A 19634-nucleotide genomic window follows, 5' to 3' on the forward strand; every position below is an offset into this window, starting at 1 on the left:
GTTTGTCAGTGCATGAGACTTCGATGATGCGTTTTTGCTGCCTGTGGGTTATCGGCTGTTTATGGCTTCCCTTGATGGCGTGGGCCGCGCCCGCGCCATCGGCGCATGGGGTGCAATTGAATGCAGGGCAGCGCGAGTGGCTGGCGCAGCATCCGCAATTGCGTGTCGGCCTGGTGTTGCAGGCACCCTACGCGCAGTACGATCGGCGCTTGCAGCGTTTATCGGGGACCAATGTCGAGTTGATGCAATGGCTGGGCAAGGCGTTGAATGTCGAACTGACCTGGCGCAATTTCCAGGACCTGGCGCAGCTTGAAGCTGCGCTGCGCAACGGCGAAGTGGACGTTGCTCCGGGCCTGAGCCAGACGCCGACCGGGCTCAGGCTCTGGCAGTTTTCCGATCCCTACATGCGTGTGCCGCAGCTGATCGTCGGCGAGCAGAAGGGGGCCGAGGGCGTGGAACTGGAAAAACTCGACGCCCAGAGCCGTGTTGCGGTGCGCATGCCCAGTGCCACGGCCGATTACCTGCGCGACAATTACCCGATGCTGAATCTGCAAGGCGTGCCGATGGAGCGCCAGGCCCTGCAATTGCTGTTGAGCCAGCAGGCTCGTTACGCGGTGGTCGATGAAGCTCAGTTGGGGCGGTTGATGGTCGAACCTGAGTTTTCCGGGTTGGTCGTGGTGGGCGACATTGGCTTGCCGCAGTTGCTCCGGGTTGCCACGCGCCGGGATTGGCCGCAATTGGCTGAAATCATCGACGCCGGTTTGCAGGCGATCCCGGCCAAGGATCTGGAACAGCTGCACAGTCGCTGGCTCAAGCCCAAGTATCCGCGCCTGACCGAGACCCCGGGCTTCTGGCAAAACCTGACTCTGCTGCTGTTGGCCTTGTTGTTGAGCTGCGTGGCCATCGTGTTCTGGCAGCGCCGCCAGCAACGGGCCCTAGAGCGTCGCCTGCGCTCCGCGCGGGAGGACATTGCCCAGCGTGCCGCCAGCGAAGAAGCCTTGCGCCTGACGCAGTTTTCCATCGACCAAAGCACCGTCGGCATCCTTTGGGTCAACTGGGACAGCCACGTGCGCTATGCCAACCACGCCGCTGAAACCATGCTCGGCTATGCCGCGGGCGCCATTATCGACCGGCCCCTGATCGACTTCGAGCCGGGCCTGCACATGGACCGCTGGCTGAACCTGTGGAAGCGCGCCCGGGCCAGTGATGAATCGCCACAGAGTTTCGAAACCGAGTGCGTACGGGCCGATGGCAGTATCTTGCCGGCGGATGTTTCCTTGAGTTTCTTGCGTTTTCGCGATGCCGAGTACCTGGTGGTTTACCTCAACGATGTGACCGAGCGTCGTCGTGCGCTGGCGGCGTTGCGCGAGAGCGAGGCGCGCTTGCAAGGCATCGCCGCCAACGTGCCGGGCCTGGTCTTCCGTCTGGAGCGGGCACCGGTGACCGGCCAGATCGATTTTGCCTACATCAGCGAAGGCAGCGAAAGCCTGGTGGGTTATTCCCCCGCGATTCTGGCCCGCAGCGACACCGGTTTGCGCAGCCTGGTGCACCCGGACGACAAGGCCGGTTACCACCGCACCCAGGACCAGGCGCTGGACAGCGACAGCGACTGGTCGTGGCAAGGCCGCATCCTGACCCGCGAAGGCCAGGAGCGCTGGGCCGAGATCAAGGCGATCACCCGTCGTCTCGAAGACGGCGCCTACGTCTGGGACGGCATCGTCTGGGACATCACCGAAAGCAAACGCATCGAACTGGAGCTGGCCAGCTCCCGGGAGCAATTGCGCGAGTTGTCGGCGCACCTGGAAAGCGTGCGGGAAGAGGAGAAGGCGCGCATTGCCCGGGAAGTCCATGACGAATTGGGTCAGATGCTGACGGTGTTGAAGCTTGAAACTTCCATGTGCGAACTGGCCTACGCACAACTCGATCCGGGCCTGCAGGAGCGGCTCAACAGCATGAAACGGCTGATTGCCCAGTTATTTCAACTGGTGCGGGACGTGGCGACGGCGCTGCGCCCGCCAATCCTCGATGCAGGCATCGCCTCGGCCATCGAATGGCAGGCCCGGCGCTTCGAGGCCCGAACGCAGATTCCCTGCCTGGTGCAGGTGCCGGACAATCTGCCGCCCTTGAGCGACGCCAAGGCCATCGGCCTGTTCCGGATTCTTCAAGAAGCGCTGACCAATGTGATGCGCCATGCCCAGGCGCATACTGTGGAGCTGACTCTGGTGCAGGAAGGCGACGAATTGTGTCTGACGGTCAGCGATGACGGTGTAGGCTTTATTGCCAATACGGGGCGGCCGACATCCTTTGGCCTGGTCGGCATGCGTGAGCGGGTGCTGATCATGGGCGGGCAGTTGTCCTTGGAAAGTGAGCCGGGGGAGGGTACGACCCTGTCGGTGCGAGTGCCGTTGAATGAGGCCTGATGGTTTGGGTTGCCCGGGCTGACGCTATCGCGAGCAAGCTCGCTCCCACATTGATTGAGGTGTACACAAACCCGGTGGGAGCGAGCTTGCTCGCGATGAGATCTTGAATCTGGAGAAGCATGTGATCCGTGTATTGGTAGCCGAAGACCACACCATCGTCCGGGAAGGCATCAAGCAATTGATCGGCCTGGCGAAGGATCTTTTGGTGGTGGGGGAGGCGAGCAATGGCGAACAGTTGCTTGAGACCCTGCGGCATGTGCCCTGCGAAGTGGTGCTGCTGGATATTTCCATGCCGGGTGTCAACGGCCTGGAGGCGATCCCGAGGATCCGGGCGCTGAACAATCCGCCGGCCATCCTGGTGTTGTCGATGCATGACGAGGCGCAAATGGCGGCCCGGGCGCTGAAGGTCGGTGCCGCCGGCTACGCGACCAAGGACAGCGACCCGGCCTTGCTGCTCATGGCGATTCGCAAAGTGGCGGCCGGCGGACGCTACATCGACCCGGACCTGGCCGACCGCATGGTCTTCGAAGTCGGCCTGACCGACACCCGCCCGCTGCATTCACTGCTGTCCGAACGCGAATTCTCGGTCTTCGAACGCCTGGCCCAGGGCGCCAACGTCAACGACATTGCCCAGCAATTGGCCCTGAGCAGCAAAACCATCAGCACCCACAAGGCGCGGTTGATGCAGAAACTCAACATCACCTCATTGGCGGAACTGGTGAAATATGCGATGGAGCACAAACTGCTCTAACCCTCACCGCGATTCCCTTGTGGGAGCGAGCTTGCTCGCGATGGCGGTGGCATATTCAATATTGATGTCGGCTGACACACCGCTATCGCGAGCAAGCTCGCTCCCACCGGGATGTGCGTTGACATACCTATTTACGACACACCCCAACAGCGCTTTTGCCCAACGCTTGCAGCTTGCAGCTCATAACTGACCGCTGCCCTTACCCAATCCCGCCATCCTTGTAGGGCAATCCCTACCCCGACTCTTCCATCCGGCTGAGGCGATTCTCTCCTGCGTCCCGATTTGCGCAGACCCCAGGCTCCACTAGGCTTGACTCACAAGCAGTCATCAATACAAAAGGTGCGGGTATGAGCCAGGTCGATTCAAGCGCGGGGACCAGTGATGTGCTGGTCAGCTTTCGTGGTGTGCAAAAGAGCTACGATGGCGAGAACCTGATCGTCAAGGACCTCAACCTGGACATTCGCAAAGGCGAATTCCTGACCCTGCTCGGGCCGTCCGGCTCCGGCAAGACCACCAGCCTGATGATGCTCGCCGGGTTTGAAACCCCTACTGCCGGTGAAATCCAACTGGCCGGGCGTTCCATCAACAATGTGCCGCCGCACAAACGCGACATCGGCATGGTGTTCCAGAACTACGCCTTGTTTCCGCACATGACCGTCGCCGAGAACCTCGCATTCCCGCTGACCGTTCGCGGCCTGAACAAAAGTGACGTGAGCGATCGGGTCAAGCGCGTCTTGAGCATGGTTCAGCTGGACTCGTTTGCCCAACGCTACCCGGCGCAATTGTCCGGTGGTCAGCAGCAACGGGTGGCCCTGGCCCGGGCCTTGGTGTTCGAGCCGCAGCTGGTGCTGATGGACGAACCCCTCGGCGCGCTGGACAAGCAACTGCGTGAGCACATGCAGATGGAAATCAAACACCTGCATCAGCGCCTCGGCGTGACCGTGGTCTACGTGACCCATGATCAGGGCGAAGCCTTGACCATGTCCGACCGCGTGGCGGTGTTCCATCAGGGGGAAATCCAGCAGATCGCCCCTCCGCGCACACTCTACGAAGAGCCGAAAAACACCTTTGTCGCCAACTTCATCGGCGAGAACAACCGCCTCAATGGCCGCCTGCACAGCCATACCGGCGACCGCTGCCTGGTGGAGCTGGGGCGTGGTGAAAAGGTCGAGGCGTTGGCAGTGAATGTCGGTCAGCCCGGCGAGCCGGTGACCCTGTCGATCCGCCCGGAACGGGTGAGCCTCAACGGCGCAAGCGAACAATGTGTCAACCGCTTCTCAGGGAGGGTGGCGGAATTCATCTATCTGGGCGACCACGTCCGGGTTCGCTTGGAAGTCTGCGGCAAGAACGACTTCTTCGTGAAACAACCGATTGCCGAGCTCGACCCCGGGCTGGCCGTTGGCGACGTGGTTCCGCTTGGCTGGCAAGTCGAGCATGTGCGTGCGCTCGATCCCCTTCTAGAGGCGAATTGATCGCCCCCTGCTGTACCAACACCAACCCTGCACGTGGAGAGAACAATAAATGTTGAGATCCCTGAAGTTCACAGCCCTGACACTGGGCATGATGGGTGCGGCTAGCGCGATGGCGGCGGGCCCGGACCTGACCGTGGTGTCTTTTGGCGGGGCGAACAAGGCGGCTCAGGTCAAAGCCTTTTACGCACCGTGGGAAGCCGCCGGTAATGGCAAGATCGTGGCTGGCGAGTACAACGGCGAAATGGCCAAGGTCAAGGCCATGGTCGACACCAAGAGCGTTTCGTGGGACCTGGTGGAAGTCGAGTCTCCGGAATTGTCCCGTGGTTGTGACGAAGACATGTTCGAGCAACTGGACCCGGCCTTGTTCGGTAAGGCTGAAGACTACGTCAAGGGCGCCATCCAGCCTTGCGGCGTAGGCTTCTTCGTATGGTCGACCGTGCTGGCCTACAACGCCGACAAACTGAAAACCGCGCCGACCAGTTGGGCAGACTTCTGGGACACCAAGCAATTCCCGGGCAAGCGCGGCCTGCGCAAAGGCGCCAAGTACACCCTGGAATTCGCCCTGATGGCCGACGGTGTCGCGCCGAAGGACGTCTACAAGGTGCTGGCCGGCAAGGACGGCCAGGATCGCGCCTTCAAGAAGCTCGACGAGCTCAAGCCGAGCATCCAATGGTGGGAAGCCGGCGCCCAGCCGCCGCAGTACCTGGCCTCCGGTGACGTGGTCATGAGTTCGGCCTACAACGGTCGGATCGCTGCGGTACAGAAAGAAAGCAACCTGAAAGTGGTGTGGAACGGCGGCATCTACGACTTCGACGCCTGGGCCATCCCGCGTGGCCTGGACAAGACCCGTGCCGAAGCGGCGAAGAAATTCATCGCCTTCTCGGTGGCGCCGCAGCAGCAGAAGACCTACTCGGAGAACATCGCCTACGGTCCGGCCAACACCCAGGCCGTTCCGTTGCTGGCCAAGGATGTCCTGAAGGACATGCCGACCACCCCGGAAAACATCGCCAACCAGGTTCAGATCGACGTCAGCTTCTGGGCTGACAACGGCGAGCAACTGGAGCAGCGTTTCAACTCCTGGGCTGCGAAGTAACCCGACTGTCTGAAGCTGGATGAGATCCATGTGGGAGCGAGCTTGCTCGCGATAGCGGTTTGTCAGACACATCAATATTGAATGTGCCGTAGCCATCGCGAGCAAGCTCGCTCCCACAGGTTCTTGCTCCAATCGGGTGTTCCAACACAACAGAGGCGGCCCGCCGCCCCTGTAACGATCAAAAAGATTTGCGGAGTTCGCCATGGCCATCGCCGTTCCACTGAACGCGGGCACCAGCCCCACCCTGAAGCAACGGCTCAAGCGTGCCGAGCGGGTCAACCGCTGGAAGGCCCAGGCCTTGATCGCGCCGCTGGTGCTGTTTCTGTTGCTGGTGTTTCTGGTGCCGATCGTTGCGCTGTTGTTCAAAAGCGTCAACAACCCGGAAGTAGTGGGTGCCATGCCGCGTACCGTGGCTGCCGTTTCTATGTGGGATGGCCGTGGTTTGCCGGGTGAACCGGTGTACAAGGCCGCCAGTGAAGACCTGGCCGAAGCCCGCAAGAATCAGACCCTGGGCGACTTGTCCAAGCGCCTGAACATGGAACTGGCCGGCTATCGCAGCCTGCTGACCAAGACCGCTCGTGCGCTGCCATTTGCCACTGAGCCGGCCTCTTATAAAGAAGCGCTGGAGAGCCTCGACGAGCGCTGGGGCGATCCCGCGTACTGGCAGGTCATCCGCCGCAACACCAGCAACGTCACCCCGTATTATCTGCTGGCGGCCGTCGATCACCGTATCGACGATCTGGGTGAACTGGCCCCGGCCACCCCTGACCAGGCGATTTACCTCGATATCTTCACCCGCACGTTCTGGATGGGCCTGGTGATCACCGCGATTTGCCTGGTACTGGCCTATCCGCTGGCCTACCTGTTGGCGAATCTGCCATCGCGTCAAAGCAACCTGTTGATGATCCTGGTGCTGCTGCCATTCTGGACCTCGATCCTGGTGCGCGTCGCCGCGTGGATCGTGCTGTTGCAGTCGGGTGGCCTGATCAACAGCGGCCTGATGGCCATCGGCATCATTGATAAACCCCTGGAGCTGGTGTTCAACCGCACCGGTGTCTACATCTCCATGGTCCATATCCTGCTGCCGTTCATGATCCTGCCGATCTACAGCGTCATGAAGGGCATCTCGCCCACCTACATGCGTGCGGCGATTTCCCTGGGCTGCCATCCGTTCGCGAGTTTCTGGCGGGTGTACTTCCCACAGACCTATGCCGGTGTCGGCGCCGGTTGCCTGTTGGTGTTCATCCTCGCCATCGGTTACTACATCACCCCGGCGCTGCTGGGTAGCCCGAACGATCAAATGGTCAGCTACTTCGTCGCGTTCTACACCAACACCAGTATCAACTGGGGTATGGCCACGGCGCTTGGTGGGCTGCTGTTGCTGGCGACCATCGTGCTTTATCTGATTTACAACTGGCTGGTGGGCGCCAGTCGCCTGCGCCTGAGCTAAGGGGAGATCGAAATGCTGAGTCCTTACATGTCTCCCGTCGAACGGGTGTGGTTCTACAGCTTGCGCATACTCTGTGGGCTGATTCTGTTGTTCCTGATTCTGCCGGTGCTGGTGATCATTCCGCTGTCGTTCAACTCCGGCAGCTTCCTGGTGTACCCGCTGCAGGGTTTTTCGCTGCAGTGGTACCACGATTTCTTTGCCTCGGCCGAATGGATGCGGGCGTTGAAGAACAGCATCATCGTGGCCCCCGCGGCGACATTGCTGGCGATGATCTTCGGCACCCTGGCGGCCATCGGCCTGACCCGTGGCGACTTCCCGGGCAAGGCGCTGGTGATGGCCCTGGTGATTTCGCCCATGGTGGTGCCAGTGGTGATCATCGGGGTGGCCAGCTACCTGTTTTTCGCGCCGTTGGGGATGGGCAACAGTTTCCTCTCGCTGATCGTGGTCCACGCCGTACTGGGTGTGCCATTCGTCATCATCACGGTGTCGGCGACCTTGCAGGGGTTCAACCACAATCTGGTCCGGGCTGCCGCCAGTCTTGGCGCATCGCCACTGACGGCGTTTCGTCGGGTGACCTTGCCGTTGATCGCCCCAGGCGTGATCTCCGGCGCACTGTTCGCCTTCGCGACGTCGTTCGATGAAGTGGTGGTGACCCTGTTCCTGGCCGGTCCCGAGCAGGCCACCCTGCCACGGCAGATGTTCAGCGGCATCCGCGAAAACCTCAGCCCTACCATCGCTGCCGCGGCGACGTTGCTGATCGCCTTTTCGGTGATCCTGCTGCTGACCCTGGAGTGGTTGCGTGGGCGTAGTGAGAAGCTGCGCACTGCCCAAGTCTGAAGGGTCAACGCTGTATAAATGTGGGAGCGAGCTTGCTCGCGATAGCGGTGGAACATTCAACATTGATGCTGAATGTCAGTGCCCTATCGCGAGCAAGCTCGCTCCCACAGGGTTTCTCATTGCATTCACAGCCTGAATAGCAGACAACCCGCAATACCGAGCTATTCTTGTGCCAGCCCATACTCGAACAAGAGGCCGCGCACATGAGTCTTTCCTCATTCAAGATCGCCCACAAACTGATCACCGGTGCTGCTGCCATCGAGCAACTGGCGGCCGAGTTGACACGGCTGGACGTCGACAACCCGCTGATCGTCACCGACGCGGCGCTGGTCATGTCCGGCACCGTCGAGCTGGCCCTGCAACATCTGGGCGGGCGCGACTACGAGATTTTCGACCGGGTCATGCCGGACCCGGAAATCGCCATCGTCAAGGACTGCATGCAGGCCTACCGCGACGGTGGTCATGATGGCTTGATCGGCCTGGGTGGCGGCAGTGCCATCGACATCGCCAAGTGCGTGGGGGCCTACGCCGGTTATCACGGCGAGTTGGAAGATCTGTTCGGTGTCGACCAGGTGCCGCGCAAAGGCCCGCCGTTGATTGCCATCCCCACCACGGCCGGTACGGGCTCGGAAGTCACCAACGTGGCGATCCTCTCCGACAAGGCCGCACAGCTGAAAAAAGGCATCGTCAGCGATTATCTGTTGCCGGACGTGGCGCTGGTCAGCCCGCAAATGACCCTCACATGCCCTCGCGGCGTAACGGCTTCCAGTGGTGTCGACGCGCTGGTGCATGCCATCGAGGCCTACCTGTCGCTCCATGCCTCGCCGATCACCGATGCACTGGCCATCGGTGCAATCAAGTTGATCACCCCCGCACTGCCCAAGGCCTACGCCAACCCCGCCCACCTGCAAGCCCGTGAAGACATGGCCACCGCCAGCCTGATGGCCGGCATGGCGTTTGGCAATGCCGGGGTGGGGGCGGTGCATGCGCTGGCCTATCCGTTGGGCGGGCGTTTTCACGTGTCCCATGGGGTCGCCAACGCCTTGTTGCTGCCGTATGTCATGGCGTGGAACAAGATGGCCTGTGTCGAGCGCATGCGTGATATCGCCGAAGCAATGGGCATCAAGACCGGTCGCCTGAGTGATCTTGAAGCTGCCGACGCGGCGGTACAGGCCATGGTGGCGTTGTGTGCCGCCGTGGAAATTCCTCAAGGCCTGAGCAGTCTGGGCGTAACCGAGGAGGTGATCCCTTCCATGGCCATGGAAGCGGCGGGGATCGAGCGGTTGATGCGCAACAACCCGCGCAAACTGAGCGCCGGCGATATCGAGAAGATCTACCGCGCAGCGTATTGATCGATTGTCACGGTGGGCGCGCCAAATCTTGCGGTATACAATGCGCGCCATCGTGATTTCGCTCAAAACAGGTGCGTCATGCAGCCCTTCGCTATTGCTCCGTCGATTCTCTCCGCTGACTTCGCCCGTCTGGGCGAGGAAGTGGACAACGTTCTGGCCGCCGGGGCCGACATCGTGCACTTCGATGTCATGGACAATCACTACGTACCCAACCTGACCATCGGCCCGATGGTCTGCGCGGCGTTGCGCAAGTACGGCATCACCGCACCAATCGACGCACACCTGATGGTCAGCCCGGTGGACCGCATCGTCGGCGACTTCATCGAGGCCGGTGCCACCTACATCACCTTCCACCCCGAAGCCACGCTGCACGTCGACCGCTCCCTGCAGTTGATCCGCGAGGGCGGTTGCAAGGCTGGCCTGGTGTTCAACCCGGCAACGCCCTTGGACGTGCTCAAGTACGTGATGGACAAGGTCGACATGATCTTGCTGATGAGCGTCAACCCAGGCTTCGGCGGGCAGAAGTTCATCCCCGGCACCCTCGACAAGCTGCGCGAAGCCCGTGCGCTGATCGATGCCTCGGGGCGTGACATCCGCCTGGAAATCGACGGCGGCGTGAACGTGGGCAACATTCGCGAAATCGCTGCCGCTGGCGCCGATACCTTTGTCGCAGGCTCGGCGATCTTCAATGCACCGGACTACAAAGAGGTGATTGAAAAGATGCGCGCTGAACTGGCCTTGGCGCGCCCATGAGCGGCTTCGAGCAGCTGTTCCCCGGCAGCCTGCCGCGTCTGGTGATGTTCGACCTCGATGGCACACTGGTCGACTCTGTCCCAGACCTCGCGGCGGCCGTGGATCACATGCTGCTCAAGCTCGGGCGTGCGCCTGCTGGCATCGACTCGGTGCGCCAGTGGGTTGGCAACGGCGCGCCCATGTTGGTGCGGCGGGCCTTGGCCAACCACATCGATGCCCAGGGTGTCGATGACGCCGAGGCCGAGCGGGCGCTGGAGCTGTTCAACGAAGCCTACGAGGGCAACCACGAGCTGACAGTGGTTTACCCCGGCGTGCGATCCACGCTCAAGTGGCTGCAAAAGCAAGGTGTGGAAATGGCGCTGATCACCAACAAGCCGGAACGCTTCGTCGCGCCCTTGCTGGATCAGATGAAAATTGGCCGTTATTTTCGCTGGATCATCGGCGGCGACACCTTGCCACAGAAAAAGCCTGACCCGGCGGCGCTGTTCTTCGTGATGAAAATGGCCAACATACCGGCCTCCCAATCGTTGTTCGTGGGCGACTCGCGCAGTGATGTGCTGGCGGCGAAAGCGGCCGGGGTCAAATGCGTGGCGCTGAGTTATGGCTATAACCATGGTCGCCCCATCGCCGAAGAATTCCCGACGCTGGTGATCGACGATTTGCGCCTGCTAATTCCCAGTTGCCTGGACCCGGCCGCTGAGATAACGTTGCCCGACGCTGTTCAATCCTCTTCTGGAAACGCCATCGTGGTGGTCACTCGCAAACTCTGGATGAAAGTCATGAAGGCCCTGGCCCGCTGGCGTTGGCGCACCTGACGTGATCCTGGCCGGTTATCCGGCGCGTTTGCATACCTGACTGTCAGCTCCTCTTGCCACGAGGCACCTCATGAACCGCGAAGAATTCCTGCGTCTAGCCGCTGCCGGCTACAACCGCATCCCGCTTGCCTGCGAAACCCTGGCCGACTTCGACACGCCGCTGTCGATCTACCTCAAGCTGGCCGACCAGCCCAACTCCTACTTGCTCGAATCGGTGCAGGGCGGGGAGAAGTGGGGCCGCTATTCCATCATCGGACTGCCGTGCCGCACGGTGCTGCGGGTGCATGACCATCGCATCAGCGTGACCCATGATGGCGTCGAGGTCGAAAGCCTTGAAGTCGAAGACCCTCTGGCTTTCGTCGAAACCTTCAAGGCCCGCTACAACGTGCCGACCATCCCTGGCCTGCCGCGTTTCAACGGTGGCCTGGTGGGTTATTTCGGCTACGACTGCGTGCGCTATGTGGAAAAGCGCCTGGGCGCCTGCCCGAACCCCGATCCGCTGGGCGTGCCGGACATTCTGCTGATGGTGTCCGATGCAGTCGTTGTCTTCGACAACCTGGCCGGCAAGATGCACGCCATTGTCCTGGCGGATCCGTCCCGGGACGACGCCTACGAGCAAGGGCAAGACAGCCTGCAGGCACTGTTGGAGAAACTCCGCCAGCCGATCACGCCGCGTCCCGGCCTGGATTTCAGCAAGCAGTCGGCGGCCGATCCGGTGTTCCGCTCCAGTTTTACCCAGGACGATTACGAACGGGCCGTCGATACCATCAAGGAATACATCCTGGCAGGCGACTGCATGCAGGTGGTGCCGTCGCAACGGATGTCCATCGACTTCAAGGCCGCACCCATCGACCTGTACCGGGCGCTGCGCTGCTTCAACCCGACGCCTTACATGTACTTCTTCAATTTCGGCGACTTCCATGTCGTGGGCAGTTCGCCGGAAGTGCTGGTACGGGTCGAAGACAACCTGATCACCGTGCGGCCGATCGCTGGCACTCGCCCCCGTGGCGCCACGGAGGAGGCTGACCGGGCGCTGGAAGAGGACCTGTTGTCGGATGACAAGGAAATCGCCGAGCACCTGATGCTGATCGACCTGGGCCGCAATGACACCGGGCGGGTCTCGGAAGTCGGCTCGGTGAAGCTCACCGAAAAAATGGTCATCGAGCGTTACTCCAACGTGATGCACATCGTGTCCAACGTCACCGGCCAGTTGAAGGCCGGGCTGACAGCGATGGACGCCTTGCGGGCGATCCTGCCGGCGGGGACCTTGTCCGGCGCGCCGAAGATCCGGGCGATGGAAATCATCGACGAACTGGAGCCGGTCAAGCGTGGCGTGTACGGCGGGGCCGTGGGTTACTTCGCCTGGAACGGCAACATGGACACCGCCATCGCCATCCGCACGGCCGTGATCAAGAACGGTGAGCTGCACGTGCAAGCCGGCGGCGGCATCGTCGCCGACTCGGTACCGGCATTGGAGTGGGAAGAAACCCTGAACAAGCGCCGGGCGATGTTCCGCGCCGTGGCGTTGGCCGAGCAGACCCCGAAGGACTGAAGCCCTTCAACACCTGTGGCGAGGGAGCTTGCTCCCTTGCCATAGGTCCTTCAGCAACTCGATCAAAATGTGGGAGCGAGCTTGCTCGCGATGAGGCCGTCATATTCAACCCATGGGTCGACTGACAGTCCGCTATCGCGAGCAAGCTCGCTCCCACAGGCTCTCCTCGATCAGAAGTCCAGGCTGACCCCCAGGCTCACCCCTTGCTGGGTAAAGTCATCATCCTTGCGCAAGGTATAACCGCCCCGCAGCGCCAAGTCGTCGGTCAACTTGTGGCTGACCCCCAGGCTCAGGCGATTCAGATGGCTCTGTGGCGCATAGCCTTCCAGGGTGAAGTCATTGGCCGGCAAGCTATTAAGGGCAATGTTGACCTTCTGGGTATCGTCTTCGTATTCGCGTTCATGGGCATATTCGCCAAACACCTGGGTTTGGCGGGTGAAGCTGTATTTGCCCTGCAAGCCAATGCCCAAGCGTTTCGAGTCGCGGGTCTGATTATCGAAGGCCAGGGCGGTGGAACGGTTGCTCTTCTCTGAATAGCCATCGACTTCCACTTTTGCATAGTCAGCGCTGATAAAGGGTGAAAGGTGCCATTCACTGCCCGGCTGGGCGATGTCGTAACCCACGCGCGTGCTGAATGCCCATAGATGGCCGTCAGTATCACCTTTCTCTTGCGCTTGGTTGACGCCCAAATCGAACTTGCGCTCCAGGTTGTCATAGTCGAGCTTGCCACCGGTCAGCGCTGCGTCGGCCCACCAGCGGTTTTGCTGGAACTGGGCGAAAGCGGTCGCCAGGTAGCTGTTGAGCTTGTAGTCCGAATCGTTATGACCGGCCTCCATGTCCTGACGATAGAAACCAGCGGCCACACCCACGCGCCAGGCCTCGTTCAGGCGATAACTGCCACCGATGTTCAGGCTGTAGCCGTTGCCGTCGGCACTGGCACTACTGCTCTGGTTGTCCATGTCCAAATGTTGGCCGCCGCCCGCGACGATCGCGCGCCACTGGCCGACTGCCTGCCAGTTCTCCCAATCCGATTGCCATTGACCGCGCAACTCATCCTGATGGGCGCGCAGGGTGGAGTGGGCCATTTCCGGCAGTAACGTCAGTTCCCACGGCGCCGCGAGCAGGGAGTAGGCGTAGTCGGCGATCAGCTTCTGGCCAGCCTCGGTGGGATGGACCGAGTCGTTATAAATCAGCTTGCTGGGGTCCGGTGTGGCGCTGTTGATGCCATACGTGGCGTTTTCCGTACAACCGTTGCCACTGAAGCAGGTCGCGGTGAGGTTCTCACTGGTGGCGAAGCCGAATCGCGCTGGATCGGCAAAGCTTTCCTTCAGCAGTAGGGGAATGTTCAGTGGAATGACTTCGGCGGCGATGCCTTGTAAACGCGTGACCAGTTGCTGGTTGAATTGATTGCTGAGCTGGGAGAAGGCGTCTTCAAAAGGACCGCCATTGAGGGCCGGGGTCAAGCCCAGGTCAGGCAACAACCAGACCATCACATAGCGAGCCCCGGCGGTTTGCAAGACCTGGACGCTGTCGGCCAGACGGTCTGCGGCGTCCGCCGCCTGGGCGCTGTTCAATACCAGTCCCTGGAGAAAGTCGTTACCGCCACCGGAAATGTAATACAGCGCATTCGGGTCGGCGCGAAGACCATTGGCCACCAGGTAACCGGTACGACTGCGCTCGCCGGTATCGGAAAGAGTGGTGATCGATTCGAGGATCTGGTCGGTACGATAGCCACCCACCGCCCAATTGTTACCGTCCGCCAGCCCTTCGCTGGCGCGTACCGCTGAGGTCGAGGCTGCCGTCTCATCGTCGGAAAACCCCAGCCGTCCGCCGAGCAGTTGGGTGGAGTTGGCGGAATAGACTTCGCCACTGCCGTCCAGATAAACCGGACCGGTGCGGTTGGTAAAGCGTCGGGTGGCCCCGGATGGGCCGCCTGAGTCGCTCAACTGGCCGGCGTCGTTGAGGCTGTCACCAAATACGATGAAGCTCGAATAGGGATTAGGAGCGGCATTCGCCTGGGCGCAGGCCATTGCCAGCAGGCAGCCGGTGATCGGCGCGAATAACGTCTGTTTGATCATGGGAAAGTCCATTTTTATTGAAAATGCAGCGAAAACGCCAAAGTCCCCCGGCGTCCCACCGCCCTCGGTCAGCCACCGTCGTGATTGTTTCAAAGCCCTTCGGGGTCGGTCATATTGCGTGCTCCGCCCAGCTAAGCTACTGTGCCGGAACGTATGAACGAGACTTCCCCTGTGTCGATTGTCAGCAAACTCCTGGATCAAATGATCAAGGCTCACGCCCGTTGGCGTTGGCGCGCCTGAACGTTCTCCGCCGGCCATGCCGGACCTTTACCGATTTGCCTTCTTTACCCGCTTGAAAACCGCTTCGCTGGTGCATCACACGCCTTGCCAAGCGCAGCACCGTGCGGGTCACTCTCCGAAGGCTGTATTTAAAGTCAGTGAATTCAATAGGTTGCTTACGCCATGTTGCTGATGATCGATAATTACGACTCTTTTACCTACAACGTTGTTCAGTACCTCGGCGAGCTCGGCTCCGAGGTCAAGGTCGTGCGCAACGACGAACTGACCATCGCTGAAATCGAAGCCCTCAAGCCAGAGCGCATCGTGGTCTCGCCCGGTCCTTGCACACCGACCGAAGCAGGCATCTCCATCGACGCCATCAAATATTTCGCCGGCAAACTGCCGATCCTGGGCGTTTGCCTGGGGCATCAGTCGATTGGCCAAGCGTTCGGCGGCGATGTGGTGCGTGCCCGTCAAGTCATGCACGGTAAGACTAGCCCGGTATTCCACGAGGACAAGGGCGTGTTCGAAGGGCTGAATCATCCGCTGACCGTCACCCGTTACCACTCCCTGATCGTCAAGCGCGAAACCCTGCCCGACTGCCTGGAGCTGACCGCCTGGACCCAGCTTGAAGACGGTTCGGTGGATGAAATCATGGGGCTGCGCCACAAGACGCTGAACATCGAGGGTGTGCAATTTCACCCCGAGTCTATTCTCACCGAGCAGGGCCACGAACTGTTCGCCAACTTCCTCAAACAAACCGGCGGCACGCGCTAAGGACTTTTCATGGATATCAAGACAGCCCTGAGCCGTATCGTCGGCCACCTCGACCTGAGCACCGACGAGATGCGCGATGTGATGCGCGAAATCATGACCGGGCAATGCACGGATGCGCAGATCGGCGCATTCATGATGGCCATGCGCATGAAGAGTGAGAGCATCGATGAAATCGTCGGCGCGGTTTCGGTGATGCGTGAACTGGCGGACAAGGTCGAACTCAAGACCCTGGACGGAGTGGTAGATGTCGTCGGTACCGGCGGTGACGGTGCCAATATTTTCAACGTTTCCACCGCCTCGGCGTTCGTGGTCGCGGCGGCCGGCTGCACCGTCGCCAAGCACGGCAATCGTGCCGTTTCCGGCAAGAGCGGCAGTGCCGATCTGCTGGAGGCGGCCGGCGTCTACCTGAACCTGACCCCGGTCCAGGTGGCGCGCTGCATCGACAATGTCGGCATCGGCTTCATGTTCGCCCAGACCCACCACAGAGCCATGAAGCACGCGGCCGCACCCCGTCGTGACCTGGGGCTGCGCACGCTGTTCAATATGCTCGGCCCGCTTACGAATCCGGCCGGCGTGAAACATCAGGTGGTCGGCGTGTTCAGCCAAGCGTTGTGCCGGCCATTGGCTGAAGTCCTGCAGCGCATGGGCAGCAAGCACATCCTGGTGGTCCATTCGAAGGACGGGCTGGACGAGTTCAGCCTGGCGGCGCCAACTTTTGTAGCTGAATTAAAAAATGATCAGATCAGCGAGTATTGGGTCGAACCTGAAGACCTGGGCATGAAGAGCCAAAGCCTGCACGGCCTGGCGGTTGAAAGCCCGGCCCAGTCACTGGAGCTGATTCGCGATGCCTTGGGCCGTCGCAAGACCGAGAATGGCCAGAAAGCCGCTGAGATGATCGTGCTCAATGCCGGTGCTGCGTTGTACGCCGCCGACCATGCCAGTAGCCTCAAGCAAGGCGTGGAGTTGGCCCACGATGCGTTGCACACCGGTCTGGCCCGGGAAAAACTCGAAGAATTGGGTGCATTTACCGCTGTATTCAAAGTGGAGAACGAAGGATGAGCGTGCCAACGGTTCTGGAAAAAATTCTGGCTCGCAAGGCTGAGGAAGTGGCCGAGCGCAGTTCGCGAGTCAGCCTGGCCGAGTTGGAAAGCCTCGCGCGTTCAGCGGATGCGCCCCGCGGCTTTGCCACGGCGCTGATCGACCAGGCCAAGAAAAAGCAGCCGGCGGTGATTGCTGAAATCAAAAAGGCCTCCCCCAGCAAGGGTGTGATTCGGGAAGACTTCGTTCCGGCCGACATCGCCCGCAGCTACGAGAAGGGCGGTGCGACCTGCCTCTCGGTGCTGACCGATATCGACTTTTTCCAAGGGGCCGACGACTACCTCAAGCAGGCGCGGGCGGCGTGCAAACTCCCGGTGATCCGCAAGGATTTCATGGTCGACCCGTATCAAATTGTCGAAGCGCGCGCGCTGGGTGCCGATTGCGTGTTGTTGATCGTTTCCGCCCTCGACGACGTGAGAATGGCCGAGCTGGCGGCAGTCGCCAAAGACATGGGCCTGGATGTATTGGTCGAAGTCCATGACGGTGATGAGCTGGAACGGGCGCTGAAGACCCTCGATACCAAGTTGGTCGGGGTGAACAACCGCAACCTGCACACCTTCGAAGTCAATCTGGAAACTACGCTGGATCTGTTGCCGCGCATCCCGCGTGATCGCCTGGTCATCACCGAAAGCGGCATCCTCAACCGGGCCGATGTCGAGCTGATGGAAGTCAGCGATGTGTATTCGTTCCTGGTGGGTGAGGCGTTCATGCGGGCTGAGAACCCGGGCACGGAGTTGCAACGGTTGTTCTTTCCTGAGCGTGGTCTCCCGATAAGCGGTTCGACATTGGACTGATTCAATGTCGCCAGTGGTTTCCCTGACCGTCGAAGCCGGCCTCCAAGCCGAACAGGATTTGCTGGCCAGCATCTGTGCCGGCGATGCCGAGTTCGGCCTGTTGTTCTGGCAGCCCCATGATCGTGCGTTGGTCATGCCTCGCCGCTTGAGTCGCCTGCCGGGGTTTGAACACGCCTGTGAAGTATCGGCCACCCATGGCTGGCCGGTGCTGTTGCGCGAAACCGGCGGTGAACCGGTGCCGCAGTCAGCCGCTACCGTCAATATTGCCCTGGTCTACGCGCCGCCGCGCAGCGAAGGCGATCATGGGCGGATCGAAACCGCGTATCGCCGGTTGTGCGACCCTATCTGTCAGTTGCTGGATGAGTTGGGTGGGCTGGCTTCGCTGGGGGAAGTGGAGGGCGCGTTTTGCGACGGGCGATTCAACGTCAATCTCGACGGTCGGAAAATGGTCGGCACCGCTCAGCGCTGGCGCCAGAGCAAGGGCGGCCAACGCCCGGTAGGCCTGGTGCATGGTGCGCTGTTGCTGGAGAACGAGCGCCAGTTCATGGTCGCTGCGGTCAATCGCTTCAATGAGGCTTGCGGTCTGGAGCAGCGAGTGCGCGCCGAGAGCCACATTGCCTTGCATGAAAAATTTCCGGCCCCTCACGCACTGGAGCGGCTCGAAGCGTTATATCGGCAATTGCCGGCCACGCTAGCCCGGGCCTAACGCGTTCCGAACACCACCATGGTCTTGCCTTTGACGCTGACCAGATTGCGCTCCTCCAAGTCCTTGAGCACCCGACCAACCATTTCCCGGGAGCAGCCGACAATCCGGCCGATTTCCTGTCGGGTTACCTTGATTTGCATGCCGTCCGGGTGGGTCATCGCATCCGGTTGTTTACACAACTCCAGCAGGCAGCGGGCGACGCGACCGGTGACGTCGAAGAACGCAAGGTCGCCCACCTTGCGGGTGGTGTTGCGCAGGCGTTGTGCGATTTGTCCGCTGAGGACGTAAAGAATGTCCGGGTCTTGCACAGACAGTTCCCGGAACTTGCTGTAACTGATTTCCGCGACCTCACATTCGATCTTCGCGCGTACCCAGGCGCTGCGCACCTGCTCCTTGCCTGCCTGTTCGAACAACCCCAGCTCGCCGAAAAAGTCCCCCGAGTTGAGATAGGCGATGATCATTTCCCGACCGTCGTCATCCTCGATCAGGATCGTGACCGATCCCTTGATAATGAAAAACAGTGTTTCGGAGCGATCCCCCGCGCAAATGATGTTGTGCTTGGCTGGGTAGCGGCGACGCTGACAATGCATCAGGAGTTTGTCGAGGTTCTTGATCTTGAGCGTGGGAGTAATGGCAACCATGGTTGTATCCCGAAAGGCCTGCGCGGTGTGCTGGTTTGGTTTTTTTATGGGCGCGATGGCAATCGCGATAGCTGGCCATACGCCAGCGCGTGGGAGCCAGCTTAACAGAGGCATCCCCAATTGATTTAAGAATTTACCTACAGGGTGCCGGTCATGCGCCCTACGGCAGAGACTGCCATGACAGGGGCTGTGCTAAGCTGGCGCCCCTTTTTTAACAGTGGAGTCTTGGCGATGAAGGCACGCATCCAATGGGCTGGCGAGGCCATGTTCCTCGGTGAATCAGGCAGTGGTCATGTGGTTGTCATGGACGGTCCACCGGAAGCTGGTGGTCGTAACCTGGGTGTTCGACCAATGGAAATGCTCCTGCTGGGCGTGGGCGGTTGCAGCAACTTCGACGTGGTCAGCATTCTCAAGAAATCCCGCCAGGCCGTCGAAAGTTGCGAAGCCTTCCTGGAAGCAGAGCGCGCCACCGAAGACCCGAAGGTGTTCACCAAGATTCACATGCACTTTGTAGTGAAGGGCCGAGCCTTGAAGGAGGCGCAGGTCAAGCGCGCTATCGAGCTGTCCGCCGAAAAATATTGCTCGGCTTCCATCATGCTCGGCGCTGCCGGTGTTGAAATCACCCACGATTATGAAATCATCGAGTTGGGTTGAATCGACATCCAACCATCATAAAAACAGTGCAAGCTCTGGCGATTGGCAGTCTACGTCTGCATAATGCGCCACTTTTTTCAAGGCAGTGATCGGTCGGTCGATCGGTCGCTTGTCTGGACAGACAACCAAAATCGCCATCGCGAAGAGGTGTTAACCGTCCTACGCAGGTGCG

The 19634-nt window shown here is 60.6% G+C and carries 17 protein-coding genes; 15 read left to right on the plus strand and 2 right to left on the minus strand.

What is annotated here, in order from left to right:
* The first annotated feature begins 23 nt into the window (after positions 1 to 23).
* The 10 genes from QNH97_RS03005 (at position 24) to trpE (ending at position 12495) form a co-directional block, all read left to right on the plus strand.
* A complete protein-coding gene (locus tag QNH97_RS03005; protein ID WP_283555543.1) occupies positions 24 to 2420 on the plus strand; it encodes a PAS domain-containing sensor histidine kinase in 2397 nt (798 codons plus the stop codon).
* 121 nt (positions 2421 to 2541) lie between these two features.
* Positions 2542 to 3171, plus strand: a complete 630-nt coding sequence (locus tag QNH97_RS03010; protein ID WP_003177702.1) for a response regulator — start codon at positions 2542 to 2544, stop codon at positions 3169 to 3171.
* A gap of 347 nt (positions 3172 to 3518) precedes the next feature.
* Positions 3519 to 4643, plus strand: coding sequence for an ABC transporter ATP-binding protein (locus tag QNH97_RS03015; RefSeq protein ID WP_283555544.1), 1125 nt, complete (start codon positions 3519 to 3521; stop codon positions 4641 to 4643).
* Between the two features lie 49 nt (positions 4644 to 4692).
* Positions 4693 to 5736 carry an ABC transporter substrate-binding protein gene (locus QNH97_RS03020; RefSeq protein WP_123343838.1) on the plus strand — a complete coding sequence of 348 codons (1044 nt, stop codon included), beginning with the start codon at positions 4693 to 4695 and terminating at the stop codon, positions 5734 to 5736.
* Positions 5737 to 5938: 202 nt separating this feature from the next.
* A complete protein-coding gene (locus QNH97_RS03025; protein ID WP_283555545.1) occupies positions 5939 to 7186 on the plus strand; it encodes an ABC transporter permease in 1248 nt (415 codons plus the stop codon).
* A 12-nt stretch (positions 7187 to 7198) separates the two neighbouring features.
* Positions 7199 to 8023 carry an ABC transporter permease gene (locus QNH97_RS03030; protein WP_283555546.1) on the plus strand — a complete coding sequence of 275 codons (825 nt, stop codon included), beginning with the start codon at positions 7199 to 7201 and terminating at the stop codon, positions 8021 to 8023.
* 203 nt (positions 8024 to 8226) lie between these two features.
* Positions 8227 to 9375, plus strand: a complete 1149-nt coding sequence (locus tag QNH97_RS03035) for an iron-containing alcohol dehydrogenase (RefSeq protein WP_283555547.1) — start codon at positions 8227 to 8229, stop codon at positions 9373 to 9375.
* A gap of 78 nt (positions 9376 to 9453) precedes the next feature.
* Positions 9454 to 10128, plus strand: coding sequence for a ribulose-phosphate 3-epimerase (gene rpe / locus QNH97_RS03040; protein WP_283555548.1), 675 nt, complete (start codon positions 9454 to 9456; stop codon positions 10126 to 10128).
* Positions 10125 to 10943, plus strand: a complete 819-nt coding sequence (locus QNH97_RS03045; protein WP_283555549.1) for a phosphoglycolate phosphatase — start codon at positions 10125 to 10127, stop codon at positions 10941 to 10943. The genes rpe and QNH97_RS03045 overlap by 4 nt, the downstream gene beginning before the upstream one ends.
* Before the next feature lie 70 nt (positions 10944 to 11013).
* Positions 11014 to 12495, plus strand: coding sequence for an anthranilate synthase component I (trpE, locus tag QNH97_RS03050; RefSeq protein ID WP_283555550.1), 1482 nt, complete (start codon positions 11014 to 11016; stop codon positions 12493 to 12495).
* 170 nt (positions 12496 to 12665) lie between these two features.
* Here the strand turns inward: trpE and estP are convergent, their stop codons facing one another.
* Positions 12666 to 14573 (minus strand): esterase EstP, encoded by a 1908-nt coding sequence (gene estP, locus QNH97_RS03055; protein ID WP_283555551.1) that lies wholly within the window; start codon positions 14571 to 14573, stop codon positions 12666 to 12668.
* A gap of 402 nt (positions 14574 to 14975) precedes the next feature.
* Between estP and QNH97_RS03060 the strand changes: the two genes are divergently transcribed.
* The 4 genes from QNH97_RS03060 to QNH97_RS03075 are packed head-to-tail and all read left to right on the plus strand — an operon-like array spanning position 14976 to position 18167.
* Entirely contained in the window at positions 14976 to 15569 is a 594-nt protein-coding gene (locus QNH97_RS03060; RefSeq protein WP_018607190.1) for an aminodeoxychorismate/anthranilate synthase component II, read from the plus strand.
* Between the two features lie 9 nt (positions 15570 to 15578).
* On the plus strand, positions 15579 to 16628 hold the full coding sequence (trpD, locus tag QNH97_RS03065) for an anthranilate phosphoribosyltransferase (RefSeq protein WP_283555552.1): 1050 nt from the start codon (positions 15579 to 15581) through the stop codon (positions 16626 to 16628).
* On the plus strand, positions 16625 to 17461 hold the full coding sequence (gene trpC / locus QNH97_RS03070; protein WP_283555553.1) for an indole-3-glycerol phosphate synthase TrpC: 837 nt from the start codon (positions 16625 to 16627) through the stop codon (positions 17459 to 17461). The genes trpD and trpC overlap by 4 nt, the downstream gene beginning before the upstream one ends.
* A gap of 4 nt (positions 17462 to 17465) precedes the next feature.
* Positions 17466 to 18167, plus strand: a complete 702-nt coding sequence (locus QNH97_RS03075) for a lipoate--protein ligase family protein (protein ID WP_283555554.1) — start codon at positions 17466 to 17468, stop codon at positions 18165 to 18167.
* On the opposite strand, the gene crp is transcribed toward QNH97_RS03075, so the two are convergent.
* Entirely contained in the window at positions 18164 to 18808 is a 645-nt protein-coding gene (gene crp / locus QNH97_RS03080) for a cAMP-activated global transcriptional regulator CRP (protein ID WP_283555555.1), read from the minus strand. The two genes, QNH97_RS03075 and crp, sit on opposite strands and share 4 nt — an antisense overlap.
* A 231-nt stretch (positions 18809 to 19039) precedes the next feature.
* Here crp and QNH97_RS03085 point away from each other — a divergent pair, with 231 nt between their 5' ends.
* Positions 19040 to 19462, plus strand: coding sequence for an OsmC family protein (locus QNH97_RS03085; protein ID WP_003206127.1), 423 nt, complete (start codon positions 19040 to 19042; stop codon positions 19460 to 19462).
* Positions 19463 to 19634: the final 172 nt, after the last annotated feature.

This window comes from Pseudomonas sp. G2-4 (genome assembly GCF_030064125.1).
Lineage (GTDB): Bacteria > Pseudomonadota > Gammaproteobacteria > Pseudomonadales > Pseudomonadaceae > Aquipseudomonas.

Coding starts and splice junctions, on each gene's coding strand:
- QNH97_RS03005 (WP_283555543.1), top strand. CDS start 24: ATGATGCGTTTTTGCTGCCTGTGGGTTATCGGCTGTTTATGGCTTCCC.
- QNH97_RS03015 (WP_283555544.1), top strand. CDS start 3,519: ATGAGCCAGGTCGATTCAAGCGCGGGGACCAGTGATGTGCTGGTCAGC.
- QNH97_RS03020 (WP_123343838.1), top strand. CDS start 4,693: ATGTTGAGATCCCTGAAGTTCACAGCCCTGACACTGGGCATGATGGGT.
- QNH97_RS03025 (WP_283555545.1), top strand. CDS start 5,939: ATGGCCATCGCCGTTCCACTGAACGCGGGCACCAGCCCCACCCTGAAG.
- QNH97_RS03030 (WP_283555546.1), top strand. CDS start 7,199: ATGCTGAGTCCTTACATGTCTCCCGTCGAACGGGTGTGGTTCTACAGC.
- QNH97_RS03035 (WP_283555547.1), top strand. CDS start 8,227: ATGAGTCTTTCCTCATTCAAGATCGCCCACAAACTGATCACCGGTGCT.
- rpe (WP_283555548.1), top strand. CDS start 9,454: ATGCAGCCCTTCGCTATTGCTCCGTCGATTCTCTCCGCTGACTTCGCC.
- QNH97_RS03045 (WP_283555549.1), top strand. CDS start 10,125: ATGAGCGGCTTCGAGCAGCTGTTCCCCGGCAGCCTGCCGCGTCTGGTG.
- trpE (WP_283555550.1), top strand. CDS start 11,014: ATGAACCGCGAAGAATTCCTGCGTCTAGCCGCTGCCGGCTACAACCGC.
- estP (WP_283555551.1), bottom strand. CDS start 14,573: ATGATCAAACAGACGTTATTCGCGCCGATCACCGGCTGCCTGCTGGCA.
- QNH97_RS03060 (WP_018607190.1), top strand. CDS start 14,976: ATGTTGCTGATGATCGATAATTACGACTCTTTTACCTACAACGTTGTT.
- trpD (WP_283555552.1), top strand. CDS start 15,579: ATGGATATCAAGACAGCCCTGAGCCGTATCGTCGGCCACCTCGACCTG.
- trpC (WP_283555553.1), top strand. CDS start 16,625: ATGAGCGTGCCAACGGTTCTGGAAAAAATTCTGGCTCGCAAGGCTGAG.
- QNH97_RS03075 (WP_283555554.1), top strand. CDS start 17,466: ATGTCGCCAGTGGTTTCCCTGACCGTCGAAGCCGGCCTCCAAGCCGAA.
- crp (WP_283555555.1), bottom strand. CDS start 18,808: ATGGTTGCCATTACTCCCACGCTCAAGATCAAGAACCTCGACAAACTC.
- QNH97_RS03085 (WP_003206127.1), top strand. CDS start 19,040: ATGAAGGCACGCATCCAATGGGCTGGCGAGGCCATGTTCCTCGGTGAA.